A 15,981-nucleotide genomic window follows, 5' to 3' on the forward strand; every position below is an offset into this window, starting at 1 on the left:
GGCGGCCATATGTTATTTACCCTAATTCAACAGGCGGTGCGCAATCGTCTGTTACTGTTGCTCGCCTTATTTGCGCTGCTGATCGCCGGGATTGTGGTGGTGCCCAAGCTGAATCTGGACGCATTTCCTGATGTGTCTAACGTGCAGGTTACGGTCAATACCGAGGCCGAAGGCTTAGCCGCTGAAGAGGTGGAAAAACTCATCAGTTACCCGGTGGAGTCCAGCATGTATTCGCTGCCGGATGTGACTGAAGTGCGTTCGTTGTCGCGCACCGGGCTGTCAGTGGTGACTGTGGTCTTTGCCGAAGGCACCGATATTTATTTCGCCAGACAGCAGGTATTCGAACAGTTAGCAACGGCTAGAACCTTGATCCCCGCTGGGCTGGGAACCCCAGAGATTGGCCCCAACACCTCAGGACTCGGCCAAGTATATCAGTATGTGCTGCGGGCAACGCCAGCAAGTGGGGTGGACGCCGCACAGTTACGCAGTCTCAATGATTACTTGGTGAAACTGTTGTTGATGCCGGTTGCTGGCGTTACTGATGTGTTGTCGTTCGGTGGCGAGGTCCGCCAGTATCAGGTGCGGGTCGATGCCAACAAACTGCGAGCATATCATTTGAGTTTGGCGCAATTACAGCAGACGTTGGAGGAGAGTAACCGCAATGCGGGTGGCTGGTTTATGCCCCGAGGTGAAGAACAGTTAGTGGTGCGTGGTTATGGCTTGTTACCCGCGGGAACCGCAGGTTTGGCAGCCATTGCCTCGATTCCTGTCGCCGAACGTGACGGCACCCCAATCACTGTGGCGGATGTGGCGACCGTCGATTTTGGTGGCGAAATCCGTGTAGGCGCCGTCACTATGACTCGCCGGGCAGATAATGGTGCGATCGAGCCCCTTGGTGAAGTGGTGGCTGGCGTGGTGCTAAAACGCATGGGCGCGAATACCAAGGCCACCATTGACGATTTGGTCGCCAGAGAGCAACTGCTTCGTCAGGCGTTGCCACCCGGTGTTAGCTTTGAGGTGTTTTATGATCAGTCTGAACTGGTCAAGAAAGCGGTAACGACAGTTGTCGATGCATTGTTACTAGCATTTTTATTGATCATCGTGATTCTGGCGCTGTTTTTGGTGAATCTGCGTGCCACCTTGCTGGTGCTGATCTCTATTCCGGTATCCATCTTACTGGCATTGCTGGTCATGGCGTATTTTGGGGTATCTGCCAATCTGATGTCTCTCGGCGGACTGGCGATTGCCATCGGCATGTTGGTCGATGGTTCGGTGGTGATGGTCGAGAATATCTTCAAACGTCTCTCGCAGTCCTCCGCGTCACCCGCAATGTCTGCATCGGCCAGTTTGCCTGCTGACAGTATTAGCTCCTGTGTCTTGCAGGCGGCAAAAGAAGTCTGTCGTCCGGTATTTTTTGCCACGGCCATCATCATTGTGGTGTTTGCCCCTTTGTTTGCTCTGCAAGGTGTTGAAGGCAAATTATTTCAACCTATGGCGATCAGCATTATGTTGGCAATGCTGTCGGCGTTGCTGGTGGCGTTGTTGGTCGTCCCGGCGATGGCGGTATTGCTATTTCGGCGTGGTGTAAAAGTACGTACTAGTCCATTGCTGGCGTTACTGACACCAAGTTACCAAAAGTGTTTGTTGCGGGTAATGCAACGCCCCAAAACCACATTGATGGCGGCGTTACTGCTGTTGTTGGGCTGTTTGGCATTGTTACCGCAGTTGGGCACCGAGTTTGTTCCAGAACTGGAAGAGGGCACTATTAACCTGCGGGTGACATTGGCACCGACTGCCAGTTTAGCGACCGCACTACAAGTGGCACCGCAGTTAGAAAAAATGCTACTGGAATTTCCAGAGGTGGAATATGCGTTGTCGCGTATCGGTGCCCCAGAACTCGGCGGCGACCCAGAGCCAGTCAGCAATATTGAAATCTATATCGGCCTTAAACCGATATCTGAGTGGCGTTCAGCAGCCGATCGCCCGTCATTGCAACGACTGATGGAACAGCGACTCAATGCCTTTCCAGGACTGCTGCTGACTTTCTCGCAACCGATAGCAACGCGGGTGGATGAGTTGCTGTCTGGGGTCAAATCGCAGTTGGCGATTAAGCTGTTCGGGCCGGATTTGACTGTGTTGGCCAGTAAAGGGCAGCAGTTGGCGGCGTTGGTGGAACAGGTGCCAGGTGCGGTAGATGTTGCACTGGAGCAGGTCAGTGGCGAGGCGCAGTTGGTGGTGCGTCCCAAACGGGAGTTGCTGGGGCGATATGGTATCAGCGTGGCTGAGATTATGACCTTGGTTAGCACTGGTGTGGGCGGTAGTAGTGCCGGGCAGATCATTGATGGTAATGCGCGCTATGACATCAATTTACGTCTGGCCGCCGCCTATCGTAGTAGCCCTGATGCTCTGGCAGATTTGCAGTTGGCTGCAAGCAATGGTGCTGTAGTGCGCTTAGGGGAAGTGGCCGACATTGATGTGGAGCTGTCGCCGCCGAATATCCGCCGCGATGATGTACAGCGGCGGGTAGTGGTGCAGGCCAATGTAGCGGGAAGAGACATGGGGTCTGTAGTCGCGGATATTTATGCCTTGGTGCCTAAAGCCGAGTTGCCCCCGGTTACACCGTGGTGGTTGGCGGACAATATGAAAATCAGCTACGGGCGCAACAACGTCTGACATTCGTGGTGCCGTTATCTGTGGTACTGATTGCACTATTGCTATATTTTTCATTCGGTAGTGTCTGGCAGGTGGGGCTGATCATGGCCAATGTGCCGTTGGCGCTCATTGGTGGCGTGTTGGCACTCTGGTTGAGTAACACTTATTTGTCAGTCCCCAGTGCTATTGGGTTTATCACCTTGTTTGGGGTGGCGGTACTCAATGGTGTGGTATTGGTGGATGCGATCAATCAACGACGTGAGGCTGGCGAGGCGTTGTCACAGGCCGTTTATGAGGGAACGGTTGCGCGACTGCGCCCGGTTTTGATGACGGCAATGACATCTGCCTTGGGGCTGATACCTATTCTGTTCTCTGCCGGTATCGGCAGTGAAATTCAACGGCCCTTAGCCATCGTGGTATTGGGCGGATTGTTGAGTTCAACTGCACTGACGTTGCTGGTATTGCCAACCCTTTATCTGGCGCTTTATCGCTGGCGTGCACGGCCGCAATAATCCCTGCCGTCGCCGACAGTTACACTGGTGGCTGTTGGCGACTGTACATGGCAAACCGGGCTTGTTCGTGGTCAAATAGGCGTTGGGCAGCAGCATTGCATATAAGCGGATAAGCAGGGAAAACAGATGGATATAGCAAGCTGGTTCAATATCAGTAACACGCTGGTCAATATTCCCATTGGGGCTGGCTATGCCATGTCATGGATTGAGGCGGTCGGAACCGTGTTCGGCTTATTGTGTATCTGGTTTGCCAGCCAAGAAAAGACTATCAATTATCTGTTCGGCTTAATCAACGTCAGTCTGTTCGCGATGATTTTTTCCAAATCCAGCTTTATGGCTTGCTATTGCTGCAACTGTTTTTCTTCTGCGCCAATGTTTACGGCTGGTACGCTTGGACGCATCCGGCCGGGCAACAGGGCCAGCTATTACAGGTGCGCTGGCTGCCACGCCGCAAGTTGCTACTGACAAGTGTGCTGGTGTGTATCGCAGTTATCGCCCTGACCATGTATATCGACCCGGTGTTTTTCCGCTTGGCTCATTGGAGTGTTGCCGGGCTGCAGTGGTTAGGTATCACCGTACCATTACCTGAATTACAACCCGATCCATTCCCGTTCTGGGATGCCATGGTTACCGTCTTGTCTGTGGTGGCACAAGTGCTGATGACCCGTAAATATGTAGAAAACTGGATTTTATGGGTGTTGATCAACCTGGTTAGTATCGGGATTTATACCGCGCAGGGGGTTTATGCCATGGCGATTGAATACACTATCTTGTTGTTTATCGCGGCTAACGGTACCCGAGAATGGATAGCCTCAGCACGTAGCAATGGCAGTGCACACGGCTTTGCCAGAGGCGCATCAATATGAACATACAACCCCATATTCAGCTAACCTCCGCGCAGGCTTGTGAGCGAGTTATCCTTTGTGGCGACCCGGCGCGGGTAGCTAGGATCGCCACCTTACTCGCCGATGTTAAACCGTTGGCCAGCAACCGCGAGTTCACCAGTGTTAGTGGCGAGTTTCAAGGGCATCAACTGCTTATTTGCAGTACCGGGATTGGTGCTCCTTCTGCCATTATTGCGCTAGAAGAACTGATCAAATGTGGTGGCAAACGCTTTATCCGCGTGGGCTCCGCGGGGGCACTGCAATCTCATATTGCGCTCGGGGAACTGATTATTGCGGAAGCGGCCGTACGTGATGATGGAGGTTCGGCCAGCTATGCTCCTGTTGCCTATCCGGCGCTAGCAAACCGAGTACTGGTTAACGGCTTGAGTGACTATCTGCGGCAGCATCAGCAGCACCATCATCTCGGGATTGTGCGCTCCCATGACAGTTTTTATACCGATCAAGAGCTGGACATCTGTCGCCGTTGGCACCAACTAGGGGTGTTAGCTGCCGATATGGAAACCGCCGCCTTGCTGACGGTTGGCCGCATACGTGGAGTCGCTGTCGCTGCGGTGCTCAATAATGTGGTGCTTTATGGTGACAATACCGTCGAAGGGGTCAACGACTACACTGCGGCTGAACCGTTATTGATGCATGGCGAGATGCTGGCTGCCAGAGCCGCGCTGGCGGCGCTATGTTGTTAAGTGCCTTCGTGAGCGTGAAGCATCCGTTGCTCATGCTGACTTAAATACCGGCGGCCTCTCGCCTGCGGTATTTTCAATGACGTTGGCGGCCGAACATATGGCTGCTTGCTCATAGGCCTTAAGGGGTTACCTGTGCATGAATTAGTTTCCCCGCTTATATAGCAACGCAATCAAAGCAAGGTGAAACGTGCGCTCAATCTAGCCAGTCTGTGATGTCGCCACCGGACTCGCAGGGCGGTCACTGCCAGTCACAAGATTCTGCGGTATATCATCCAGGAACGCTGCCGATACCTTTCTATTTAGTAGAACTATTTCCGCCAAAAATCCCCATTTTTTATTGTTTCTCAATAGCGTTATGCTCTCGATTGAGATCACAAAAACGGTTGTCAATGTGAGTTCGATTTGAACCGTTGTTGCGGGTAACACCAGTGCTACCTGCAGAAAAACGCTCCGCCAACGTGATTTATTATGGTGACAGCGTCTCTGACATCAGCATGACACCTGTGATGTTGATAACCGAAAGGAGTCAAGTCTATGAGTACACAAAATTTCTATGATATTAAAGCGGCTGTTGTGCGTGGCAAAGGTGAATCCTTTGTGCTGGAAAATGCTCGCATCCGTGCACCAAAAGATGATGAAGTCTTGGTAAAAATTGTGGCCACAGGTATGTGTCACACTGACATGATAGTGCGTGATCAATATTATCCAGTGCCATTGCCCGCTGTGCTCGGTCATGAAGGCTCCGGTGTGGTCGCCGCCGTCGGTTCTCAGGTGAAAGACTTGCAAGTAGGCGATCACGTGGTGCTGACTTACGGCTATTGTAGCCACTGCGAACATTGCGGTACTGGCCATGCAGCATATTGTGATGAGTTTTATCCGCGTAATTTTAGTGGTGCGGATCCTCATGGAGAAACCGCCATTACCGATGCCAATGGTCAAGCTCTGCACGATCATTTCTTTGCTCAGTCTTCATTTGCAACCTATGCCTTATCGCTTGAATCCAATGCTGTGAAGGTTCCCAATGATGCACCACTAGAACTGCTTGGCCCGCTGGGATGTGGTATTCAGACAGGGGCTGGTGCAGTGATCAATTCCCTACAGGTCAGCCCTGGTAGTAGTTTTGTGTCATTTGGAGCCGGCGCTGTAGGGTTGTCAGCCGTACTGGCGGCTAGAGTTGCTGGCGCGACCACCATTATCGCCGTAGATGTGGTGCCATCTCGGTTGGCGCTGGCCAAAGAACTAGGGGCAACCCATGTGATCAATAGTAAGGAGCAGGATCCGGTTGCGGCTATCCGTGAAATTACCGGTGGGGGTGTTAATTATGCCCTAGAATCTACTGGTATTCCGGCGGTATTGCGTCAGGGGATCGACAGTCTGGGACTCCTTGGTGCTATTGGTGTTGTGGGGGCTCCTGCTTTAGGAACTGAAGCCAAATTTGATGTGAATGAACTCCTGTTGGGCGGGAAAACTATTCGCGGTATCGTGGAAGGGGATTCCACTCCTAAACAGTTTATCCCACAATTGGTACAACTCTATCAGCAGGGGCGTTTCCCGTTTGATAAACTGGTGAAATTCTACCCGTTCGAGCAGATTAATCAGGCCGCAATTGATAGTGAAAAAGGTATTACCCTGAAACCTATTGTTAGGATCGGTGCGTTATAACTTGTTGTTGGAATACCGGGCAGGGAGCATATCCTTCCCTGCCTGTTCAAGGCTACAGCAGGACTCAGTGTTGATATTACACTTGAATCTTATCAGAGAGCACCTTATACAGTCATAAGTGTTTGTCTAAGCAGTATTTATTCCTTTATCGCCGCTAATTTACAACCGCAGAGCCGGGCAATTTTTGCCTGGAATTTGAGAGTACGGTTAATAACCAATAGATACCTCAGCGGGGTAGCGGTGCTTAATGTTTTCGACGGTACCATCAGCAATCATTTGCTGTAACACATTATCGAAGTTATCAGCCAGTGACTGGAAATCTCGCTGGCGAGTGAACGCCAGATAACTGTTAACGGTTTCTACTGCGGGTTGCAGAATCCTAACCTTGTCCTGTTGTTGCAATTGGTTTAGTAGTGCCATGCCAACATCGCGACTATTGATCACCATGTCCACTCGTCCTGCTAATAACTTCTTGAAGTTGATGGTGAAATTTCTAGCTTCTTCAATTTGCTGTAGTTTTTTGTCGTTGACGGCGTTGTCAAATAGCGGCCCGTAAGAGGTTTTACTGACAATCCCTATCCGATACTGCGCGAGTTCTTCGATGCTGCCGCTATATTGCAGTGGCGACTCTCGGCGTACAAATAATACAAATGTTTGGCGGATCAGTGGGCGGTGGGTATATAACAGCTTGTTTTCTCTAGCGGGTGTTTTTTTCAGGGTGAAGTAACCATCTACCTCTCCGTGGTTGACTAACAGCAAGCCACGAGGAACCGGGAAAAACTCAATCACAATGGGTTGTTGTAAGCGGTTGAAGGCCTCGCACACAATGTCTGCTACCAATCCCTTCGCGCGGTGATCTTCTTCATAGATAAAGGGAGGATAGTTTAGGGTAGCAAAACGCAGTGGCGGTTGTGGTGAGGTAGACGCGACCGTAGGGAGTGCCAGCAACATCAAGAGTGTAATTGTGCAGGCTCGCAAGAAATACATGAGTGGTTTCCTCAGCTTTCGTGGTAAATCTGTGGTGCGATTCCCTTCATTGTCAGTTTAACGGTTGTCAATGATGCAGCAATATTCTCTGTAATTATAGACAAGTATAAGTAATACAAAAAAAGACCGGTGGATACCGGTCTTTCGAGTAGAGGGCAAAGTTGGTGAGTTAGAAGGTATAACGACCTTCAACAAAGTAGTAGCCACCATTAAAGCCAAAAGGCGTGTTGGTCAGCGGGTAAACAAAGATGCCGTTAAAATTATTATCTGCTGGCCGCTTCTGCGGGTAAGTATCAAATAGGTTTTGTGCACCCACTGTGACGGTGAAGTTGTCGGTAGCTTGGTAGGCAACAGACAAATCCACTGTGGTTTTACCTTTGTACTCTACATCTTCGCTACTGTAGGCAATGGTATAAGGGCCAAAGTAACTGAAGCGCAGACTGGTGGTGAAATCGCCCAGATGATGGGTGAATCCTAAACTACCAGTATGGTGTGAAGTAGAATCAGTCATACGCACCTGTTCGATGTGATCAAACAGCTGATCCTGCAATCCATCAAGGATAGTGGGCAGGTGGATGTCCTGAATCTCTGTGTTGTTGTACGCGTACGCCAGATTGGTCTGCAAATCGCCAAAGCTGCCGAGGTCAAAGCGTTGGCTGACAACCAAATCTACCCCACGGGTACGGGTATCTACCGCGTTAATGAAGAAACGTGCCGATTCGGCATTAGTGCCAGCAAGCGCCGCAGCGACCACCGCTGAATCGTCCGGTGTCAATGAGCTTGAGAGTACAATTCTGTCATCAATATCAATCTGATAGCTGTCCAGTGTCACCGTCAGGCCATTATCTCCGGTGTAAACCAACCCCAAACTATATGAAGTTGACTCTTCCGGACGTAGCTTGCCCACCTGTAATGCCTGAGTGACAGAAGACAGGTTGTTAAAGGTGCCTGATTCGGTGGGCACCAGATCGCCAGTTACAGGATCAGGATTGAACAGCGTGGAGATATTGGTGAAATACAGCTGTTGCACGCTAGGTGCGCGGAACCCGGTATTTGCTGTTGCGCGTACCGCAAAGTGTTCTGTCAGATCATAACGAGCCGCCAGTTTCCAACTGACTTTATCGCCAAAATCGGAATAGTCTTCATAACGTGTCGCCGCCGACCAGTAAAAGTCATCGGTTAGCTGGTTTTCCAACTCGGCATAGACGGCGGTGTTATGGCGCTGTTCATCAACTGCCGATTCAGGTGTGAAACCGCTGAATCCCTGGCTGCCACTGGGTTTGCCTTGATAGTCCCCATTAGCATATGATGCTTCATCGCCAGCCTGGATCTGATAACCGTTTTGCCGCCAAGCCGCTCCAAGCGCCAACATGATTTCTGAATCGTTAAAGAAATCAAAATAGCGTGAGCCGTCTAATGTCAGATCGTATTCATCGGTAGATAACGTCCCAGCATCAAAGTTGGTTGGGCTGGTCGGGCCGAGTGAGGCGTTGAGGGAGTTTTCTACCCGGTAATTAAAGCTGTTCTTGCCATAACCCGCAGAGCTGTCCAGATGCCACTTGCCCCAGTCAAACTCATAACCCAGCAGTGCCGAATAATCTTTGATTTTAGGTGCAAGCTGCGGCAAAAAGCCGTCAGGGTAGATTTCTGGGACATTTCCAGCTTGTAACGCGCGCCGATAGAACGCCCCAGACTTGGTTTCACGCTGGCTATAACCGGCATAGCCGTAAAGTTTGCCACTGTCCCCGAAATACTGGGCTGCATTGGCAAACAGTGAAACGTTGTCGTATTCCGCATCACCTACTTGATGGTTTTTACGGTTAAAGGTTGCTTCCCGAGGATCTTTACTGCCATCTGGCAGCCGTGGATACTGGTCTCGGGGATCTAATCCGGCACGGTTAGTGCTGTTTTTGTGCTGAGCCTCCAGCGATACATTCACAAAACCGTTTTGACTGAAACTAATCCCTTTGTTGGCACCTACTCGCCATTGTTCGCCATCACCTTGGTAAGTCTGGCCTAACTGAGTGGTGATCATGCCGCCGTCTTTGGCATCTTTCAGTACCACATTGATGACGCCGGCGATGGCATCGGAACCATATTGGGCTGACGCACCATCACGTAATATTTCAATCCGTTTGATAGCGGTCATTGGAATGGTGTTGAGATCCACATTGGAGGCGCCTTTACCAACAGTACCGGAAAGATGTACCAAGGCTGAGCTGTGATAACGTTTGCCATTGACTAACACCAGCGTGTGGTCGGGTGACAGACCACGTAGATTGGCTGGTCTGACGGCATCAGAACCATCCGTCACCGCGGAAAATGGAAAACTGTAACTGGGTGCCGCAAACTGCAACGCTTTGGCAGTTTCGGTCAAGCCTGTTGCTTGCAGTTGCTCGGCGGTAATGATGTCTACCGGCGCGACACTGTCAGTTGCTGTCCGCACCGCGATGCGAGAACCAATCACTGCAATTTTTTCGATATCGCTGTTGTTGGCATTATCTGCTGCCAATACTGCGGGTGTGATTAATTGGCCGGCAATGGCCAATGCCACTAAATTATAACCTTTCATATTATGTAACTTCTTAATACTCCCCATCTTTTGTGCGCAAGCTTACCACTGCACCAATGTGGGGCGGTATACATAATGGTGATAAATCAGAGCATATGATTATAAAAAATTACACTTAACCTTATAAAAAGATATATAAAGTGTGTGGTTATAAATGAATTATCCTTAATAAAGAATCGTTTCTGAATAATTGTGATTATCCTTATAAATAATGGGCTGGAACGCCTCTGTGGCAGTTTATCAGCTGTTGTTAACGGGCGGACTTGCAGGAGGATATATGATGAAAGGTATAACAGGCGTAATACTGAGTGCTGCGGCACTATGGCTGTTTGCTCCCTCAGCAATGGCCGCGAACGCTGAAGCACCTTCGTTTGACTGTAACTTAACGCAGACGGCGAGTTCCGATGTTAAAAAATGGGTATGTGGCAATCCGCTATTAGCGCAGTTAGATCGTAAATTAGCCTATATTTATCAGCAAGTTCAGGCTAAAACAGCACTGGAAGATTTGCCCTTGCTCGACAGTAACCAACAGCAATGGGCTCGGGCACGTGATGCCTGTATGTCAGCGCCTCAGGCAGATGTGTGTGGTCGTCGTCATTATCAGCAGCGGATCGCCACCCTGCAGGCGCGCTATCAATTGGTGCCGTCACAAGGCCCGTTCACTTATGTCTGTGATAATGTTCCATCAACTTGGCTAGTTGCACAGTTTTTTGATACCGAGCCGAATGTGGTGCGTGCCAAGGTGGGCAACGATGAAGTGTTGTTGTATCAGGTGCCCAGCGCCAGCGGTGCTAAATACCAAGATGCTCAGCACTTGCTATGGGAACATGCGGGTGGGTTGACATTACGCTGGGGAGATAAAGTTGCCGAAACCCAATGCCATAAAAAAGCGGATGGTCTTAATTAATTGATAACGGCTTAATGGCGACATAAAAAACAGCATATCACATGCTGTTTTTTATGCGTCAGTCTTCAATTCTAACCTTGATGACCACTTTTTTTACCCTGGATTCGCCGTCTAGATGACAACAAGGCATATGTGCATCATTAGGGAAAAATAGGGCAAACATACCGCTGCGTAAAGCGACATAGCTGGCACGCGCCTGGTTTTGTGAGTAACTGAACTCTTCAAAATCGCGGCTACTGTCATAAGCGGTACAAGGTGTCTGCTGCTGCGGTAGTGGCAGATAACCAAATTCCTCTTCGCCACTGACAATATATTGCACATCAATATACTTGCGGTGCACTTCAAAAGGTTCGGTACCGCGGGCGACAGTGCTGTAGTCACTCACAATGGCAAATAGTGCTTTACCTTCAAGTTCATAGACGCCGTTATCAAGCTGGCTAAGGTCGGTCGCAGCCAGATATTCCAGTGCTGTAGCAATGCGTGGATGTAGCGCACCGTATAAGGCGCGGTTGGTGAGGGTGTCGATGATCATCATGTTCTCCTAGCGAAAGCGCGCCTAGTATATCCTTGCCGCCATAAAAGTGTATGGCCACACATAAAAAAACAGGCCGACAACTGTCGACCTGTTGGGTTATCTGCAACAAGGCTTAGAAAGTGTAACGTGCTTGCAAATAGTAGTAACCGCCATTCATGCCAAACGGGGTGTTACCTACTGGGTATTTGAAGATCCCGCCAAAGCTCTGATCGGTAGGTTCGGTCTTGGCTCTATCTGGATACACATCAAACAGGTTTTGTGCACCAACCGTGAGAGTCAGATTATCTGTTGCCGTATAAGCCACAGAAAGATCTGTGGTGGTTTTGGCACCATAATCAAGGTCAGCACCAGTGGACAAGCCCACTTTATAGTCACCAAAGAAATTGAAGCGCAGATTGGTTTTGAAATCACCATAGTGGTGGGTCAAATTCAGACTGCCTTTATTCTGCGGTGAAGAATCGGTCATTCGCACCTGTTCAACATGGTCAAACAGTTGGTCTTCCAGGCCGTCTAACAGCGATGGCAGATGAATATTGCGGATCTCATTCTTGTTATAGGCGTACACCATGCTGGCGGCAAGATCACCGTAACTTCCGAGTTCAAAGTTCTGGCTAACCACCAGATCTACCCCTTTAGTGCGGGTATCAACACCGTTGATAAAGAAGCGGGCAGATTCGGCATTAGTGCCTGAAAGTGCCGCGGCAACGGCTGCTGAGTCACTCGGTGTCAGTGAACTGGACAAGATAATGCGGTCATCAATATCAATCTGGTAGGCGTCCAGTGTGATCGTCATGCCGTTATCTCCGGTATACACCAGACCACCGCTGAACGAGGTGGATTTTTCCGGTTTCAGTTCGCTGACGCCCAGTGCCTGTGCCACGGGTGACAGGCTGTTGAACGTCCCGGATTCTGTTGGGACTAGCTCTCCGGTATCAGGATCGGACACAAACAAGGTCGAGATATTGGTGAAATATAACTGTTGCACGCTGGGGGCGCGGAAACCGGTATTGGCGGTGGCGCGGAAGGCTAACTTATCGGTCAGATCATAGCGTCCGGCCAGTTTCCAAGTGGTATTGCTACCAAAGTCAGAATAGTCTTCATAACGCACCGCTGCTGCCCAGTAGAAATCTCGCGTCAGCTGGTTTTCCACTTCAGCATAAAGCCCGGTATTGTGACGACTTTCATCCACTTCTGAGGCTGGCGTGAACCCGGTAAAGCCCTGGCTGCCCGCCGAGCGGTTATCGTAACCACCATTGGCATAGGAGGCGGCTTCACCCGCTTCAATCTGATAAGTGTTATTACGATAAGCTACACCCAGCGCCAGCAGCAGCTCCGAATCATTATAGAATGGCAGGTAGCGCGAAGCATCCAGCGTCAGGTTGGTTTCTTCGGTGGTCAAGGTGCCATCGTAGAAGCTGGTCTGACTGTCAGGGCCATAAGACGCGTTGAGGCTGTTTTTAACATAGTATTCAAAGTCATTACGGCCAAAACCTGCGGCGGCATCCAGTTTCCATTCTCCCACACTAAAGGCATAGCCGACGGTGGCAGAGTAGTCCTTAATCTTAGGGGCCAATTTGGGCAAAAAGCCGTCTGGGTAAATATCCAGGATGTTACGCGCATCTAAGGCGCGACGATAAAACGCGCCAGATTCGTTTTCTCGGTGACTGATACCACCGAAGAAATACAGTTTATCATCGCCAAAATACTGCGCACCGTTAAAAAACAAGGCCAAGTTTTCATACTTGCCGTCACCAATCTGGTGGTTTTTACGGTCGAAAGTGGCTTCCCGTGGATCAGGGCTATTATCTGCCAGTGAAGGATATTGTTGGCGCTGATCCAATCCGGCGCGATTGGTTGGATTCTTGTGGTGAGCTTCCAGTGAAATATCCACATGTCCGTTTTCACTGAACTTTATGCCTTTATTAAGACCTGCGCGCCACTGCTCGCCATCGCCAGCATAGGTTTGCCCGCCTTGCAGTGAAATTTCAGCGCCTTCGCTGGCGTCTTTCAGCACAATGTTTATCACCCCGGCTATAGCATCGGAACCATACTGTGCAGAGGCGCCATCGCGCAGGATCTCGATGCGTTTAATGGCCGACATCGGGATGGTGTTCAAGTCCACGCTCGAAGAGCCACGACCTGCGGTGCCGTTGAGGTGCACCAGTGCCGAACCGTGATAACGCTTGCCGTTGACCAACACGAGTGTGTGATCTGGCGAAAGTCCTCGCAAACTGGCTGGCCGTACCGCATCAGTACCATCGGTAACGGATGATGATGGAAAACTGTAGCTCGGTGCGGCAAATTGCAGGGCTTTCGCGGTTTCAGTCATCCCGGTGGCTTCCAGCTGTTCCGCTGAAATAATATCGACAGGTACCGCAGTATCTGTGGCACTGCGAACCGCCAGACGGGAACCTACCACAGAGATTTTTTCGATGTTGCTATTATTGTCCGCCGCGTAGACTGCTGGCAGAACGAGCTGGCTGGCAACCGCCAGAGAGATGACAGAGAGACGCATACAACCCCTTATTTCACTTTGAGTCAGTTTCTATTTGTTATGTCATTTTTGTTACTTATTCACAACAGTTAATAACAAATTAAGGAATGAAAAATCAAGAGAAAAAAGCTACCAATTTGTTGTTAATACTATGTAAACAGTAAAAAATTGAATTTTATTTATAATATGCAGGGTTTAGGTATTGTATATGCCATTTTTATCAATTTAACGATTGTAACATTGAGCATTGTGTAAAATCTCACCATCAATTTTTAATTGAACCTTAAAATGTAAATTTTCCTCTGAGGACGTTATTGGTTTTTTCTCGTGGTGACAGGCTGCGGTAATCTGACAAAAGGTCTGCCGCGATTGCGGCATCTGTAGGCCAGCTTCATGCTTTGCGCTACAATCGCGTTGACGCAGATAAGCAGGAATTTCATGAATCAAACGGTCAGAGCGGTGCATCCATCTTGGGTGGTATTGCCGCAACAACAAACTGACAAGCCTACCGTGTTGGCTTTTCTATTGGCGCGTTTCCCGGCTATTAGTGAAACTACTTGGCGCCAGCGACTGCAACAGGGCAAGGTTCATTGGCAGGACGGTGAGCGGATCAACGAACTAACGCCGTACCGACCCGCACAGCGGGTGTATTATTACCGCGAAGTGGCAAGTGAACCCCATATCCCGTTTCAGGAACAGATCCTGTATCAGGACTCGCAATCGCTACTGGTGTTCAAACCCCATTTCTTACCTGTGACACCTGGTGGGCACTTCGTCAATGAATGCCTAGTGGCCAGACTGCGTGCTCGTACTGGCATCGATACGATTGTCCCAGTACACAGGTTAGATCGTGATACTGCCGGGGTGATGTTGCTGTCGGTCAGTGCCGCTAGTCGCGATGCCTATCATGGGCTGTTTCGTAATGGGCAGATCCACAAACGTTATCAGGCGTTGGCACGCTTAACGCCCGCCATACAGCAACAGCTGCCGCAAGGCTGGTTATCGACGCCGCGCTGTTGGACGGTCAAAAATCGTATTGAACGGGGCCAACCTGGGTTCACCATGCGCATCGTTGACGGTGTACCTAACAGTCATTCAGAGATCCGTCTGTTGGCGGTGAAAGCGGATATCGGTCTGTTTGAGCTACAGCCGATCACAGGTAAAACCCATCAGCTACGACTGCATATGTTATCGCTGGGCATGCCGTTGCTGAATGACCGTTACTATCCAGAGCTACAACCGCTTCAGGCCGATGATTTTTCTCGCCCATTAAAACTGGTGGCCTGCGAGCTGAGTTACCGCGATCCGCTCAATGGCGAACTACGGCATATTGACTGTGAAGGTCTCGCCGCAGAGCTGGCGCTCGATAGCTAGTTCGTCAGTGTTCTGCATTATTGGTGTTTTTTGTGTTTAAGGTTCGTGTCTAAGGAGTGTTAGATGACTTTTTCTCGCCTCGATCCCCACACTGCATTGATTGTTATCGATCTGCAATATGGCATTGTTGCTTTGCCTACCTGTGGTGATGCCAATGCGGTTGTCACTACGGCGGCGCAAATTATTCAAGCGTTTCGACAGCAGCAACGCCCTGTGGTGCTGGTGAATGTGGCTGGTGGGGCGCCGGGGCGTACCGAGCAAGCGGTGCGCGGTGGCACCTTGCCCGACAATTGGGCAACGCTGGTGCCTCAATTAGCTCAGGCTCCTACGGATATTCTGGTGACCAAACACAACTGGGGCGCTTTTATTAACACGGATTTGCACCAGCAACTGCAAGCGCTTGGCGTTACGCAGGTGGTGGTCATCGGCATCGCTACCAGTATTGGGGTTGAGTCCACCGCCCGTCAGGCGTTTGAGCTGGGTTACCATGTCTCTTTAGTGACAGATGCGATGACAGATCTCAATCAGGAAACCCATCGCAACAGTATTCAGCGGATCTTCCCTCGGCTCGGCGAAACGGGTACGGCCAAAGCGCTACTGGCGTTATTGGCGGCATCTCCGGCTTAAGTGGCGAGGATACATATCCTGGCGCATTAGCCCAGGAGCAAGCGTGGTGGCGATATTTTGCCGCGCCGCAC

9 protein-coding genes and 2 pseudogenes are annotated in these 15,981 nt (G+C 50.3%); 7 read left to right on the plus strand and 4 right to left on the minus strand.

Features of this window, described 5'->3' with window-relative positions; all coding sequences use genetic code 11:
* Positions 1–9: 9 nt before the first annotated feature.
* The 4 genes and pseudogenes from KHX94_RS11360 (at position 10) to KHX94_RS11375 (ending at position 6,414) form a co-directional block, all read left to right on the plus strand.
* Positions 10–3,164, plus strand: a pseudogene (locus KHX94_RS11360) (efflux RND transporter permease subunit).
* Positions 3,165–3,359: 195 nt separating this feature from the next.
* Positions 3,360–4,030, plus strand: a pseudogene (gene pnuC, locus KHX94_RS11365) (nicotinamide riboside transporter PnuC).
* Positions 4,027–4,752 carry a nucleoside phosphorylase gene (locus KHX94_RS11370; protein WP_213680727.1) on the plus strand — a complete coding sequence of 242 codons (726 nt, stop codon included), beginning with the start codon at positions 4,027–4,029 and terminating at the stop codon, positions 4,750–4,752. The pseudogene pnuC and the gene KHX94_RS11370 overlap by 4 nt, the downstream one beginning before the upstream one ends.
* 534 nt (positions 4,753–5,286) lie before the next feature.
* Positions 5,287–6,414 carry an NAD(P)-dependent alcohol dehydrogenase gene (locus tag KHX94_RS11375; RefSeq protein ID WP_213680728.1) on the plus strand — a complete coding sequence of 376 codons (1,128 nt, stop codon included), beginning with the start codon at positions 5,287–5,289 and terminating at the stop codon, positions 6,412–6,414.
* A gap of 207 nt (positions 6,415–6,621) precedes the next feature.
* Here the strand turns inward: KHX94_RS11375 and KHX94_RS11380 are convergent, their stop codons facing one another.
* Both KHX94_RS11380 and KHX94_RS11385 read right to left on the minus strand, forming a co-directional pair.
* Positions 6,622–7,401, minus strand: a complete 780-nt coding sequence (locus tag KHX94_RS11380; protein ID WP_213680729.1) for a substrate-binding periplasmic protein — start codon at positions 7,399–7,401, stop codon at positions 6,622–6,624.
* A 169-nt stretch (positions 7,402–7,570) separates the two neighbouring features.
* On the minus strand, positions 7,571–9,973 hold the full coding sequence (locus KHX94_RS11385; protein ID WP_213680730.1) for a TonB-dependent receptor plug domain-containing protein: 2,403 nt from the start codon (positions 9,971–9,973) through the stop codon (positions 7,571–7,573).
* 277 nt (positions 9,974–10,250) lie between these two features.
* Here KHX94_RS11385 and KHX94_RS11390 point away from each other — a divergent pair, with 277 nt between their 5' ends.
* Positions 10,251–10,880: an MliC family protein gene (locus KHX94_RS11390; RefSeq protein WP_213680731.1), complete on the plus strand. Its 630-nt coding sequence runs from the start codon at positions 10,251–10,253 to the stop codon at positions 10,878–10,880.
* Positions 10,881–10,938: 58 nt separating this feature from the next.
* Here the strand turns inward: KHX94_RS11390 and KHX94_RS11395 are convergent, their stop codons facing one another.
* Positions 10,939–11,412, minus strand: coding sequence for a NanQ anomerase/TabA/YiaL family protein (locus KHX94_RS11395; RefSeq protein ID WP_213683419.1), 474 nt, complete (start codon positions 11,410–11,412; stop codon positions 10,939–10,941).
* A gap of 115 nt (positions 11,413–11,527) precedes the next feature.
* Positions 11,528–13,930 carry a TonB-dependent receptor plug domain-containing protein gene (locus KHX94_RS11400; protein ID WP_213680732.1) on the minus strand — a complete coding sequence of 801 codons (2,403 nt, stop codon included), beginning with the start codon at positions 13,928–13,930 and terminating at the stop codon, positions 11,528–11,530.
* 417 nt (positions 13,931–14,347) lie between these two features.
* Here KHX94_RS11400 and KHX94_RS11405 point away from each other — a divergent pair, with 417 nt between their 5' ends.
* Positions 14,348–15,283: a pseudouridine synthase gene (locus KHX94_RS11405; protein WP_213680733.1), complete on the plus strand. Its 936-nt coding sequence runs from the start codon at positions 14,348–14,350 to the stop codon at positions 15,281–15,283.
* A gap of 63 nt (positions 15,284–15,346) precedes the next feature.
* Entirely contained in the window at positions 15,347–15,910 is a 564-nt protein-coding gene (locus KHX94_RS11410; RefSeq protein WP_213680734.1) for an isochorismatase family protein, read from the plus strand.
* The last annotated feature ends 71 nt before the right edge of the window (positions 15,911–15,981 follow it).

It is taken from the genome of Shewanella dokdonensis, assembly GCF_018394335.1.
In the GTDB taxonomy this organism is placed as follows: Bacteria; Pseudomonadota; Gammaproteobacteria; order Enterobacterales; family Shewanellaceae; genus Shewanella; species Shewanella dokdonensis.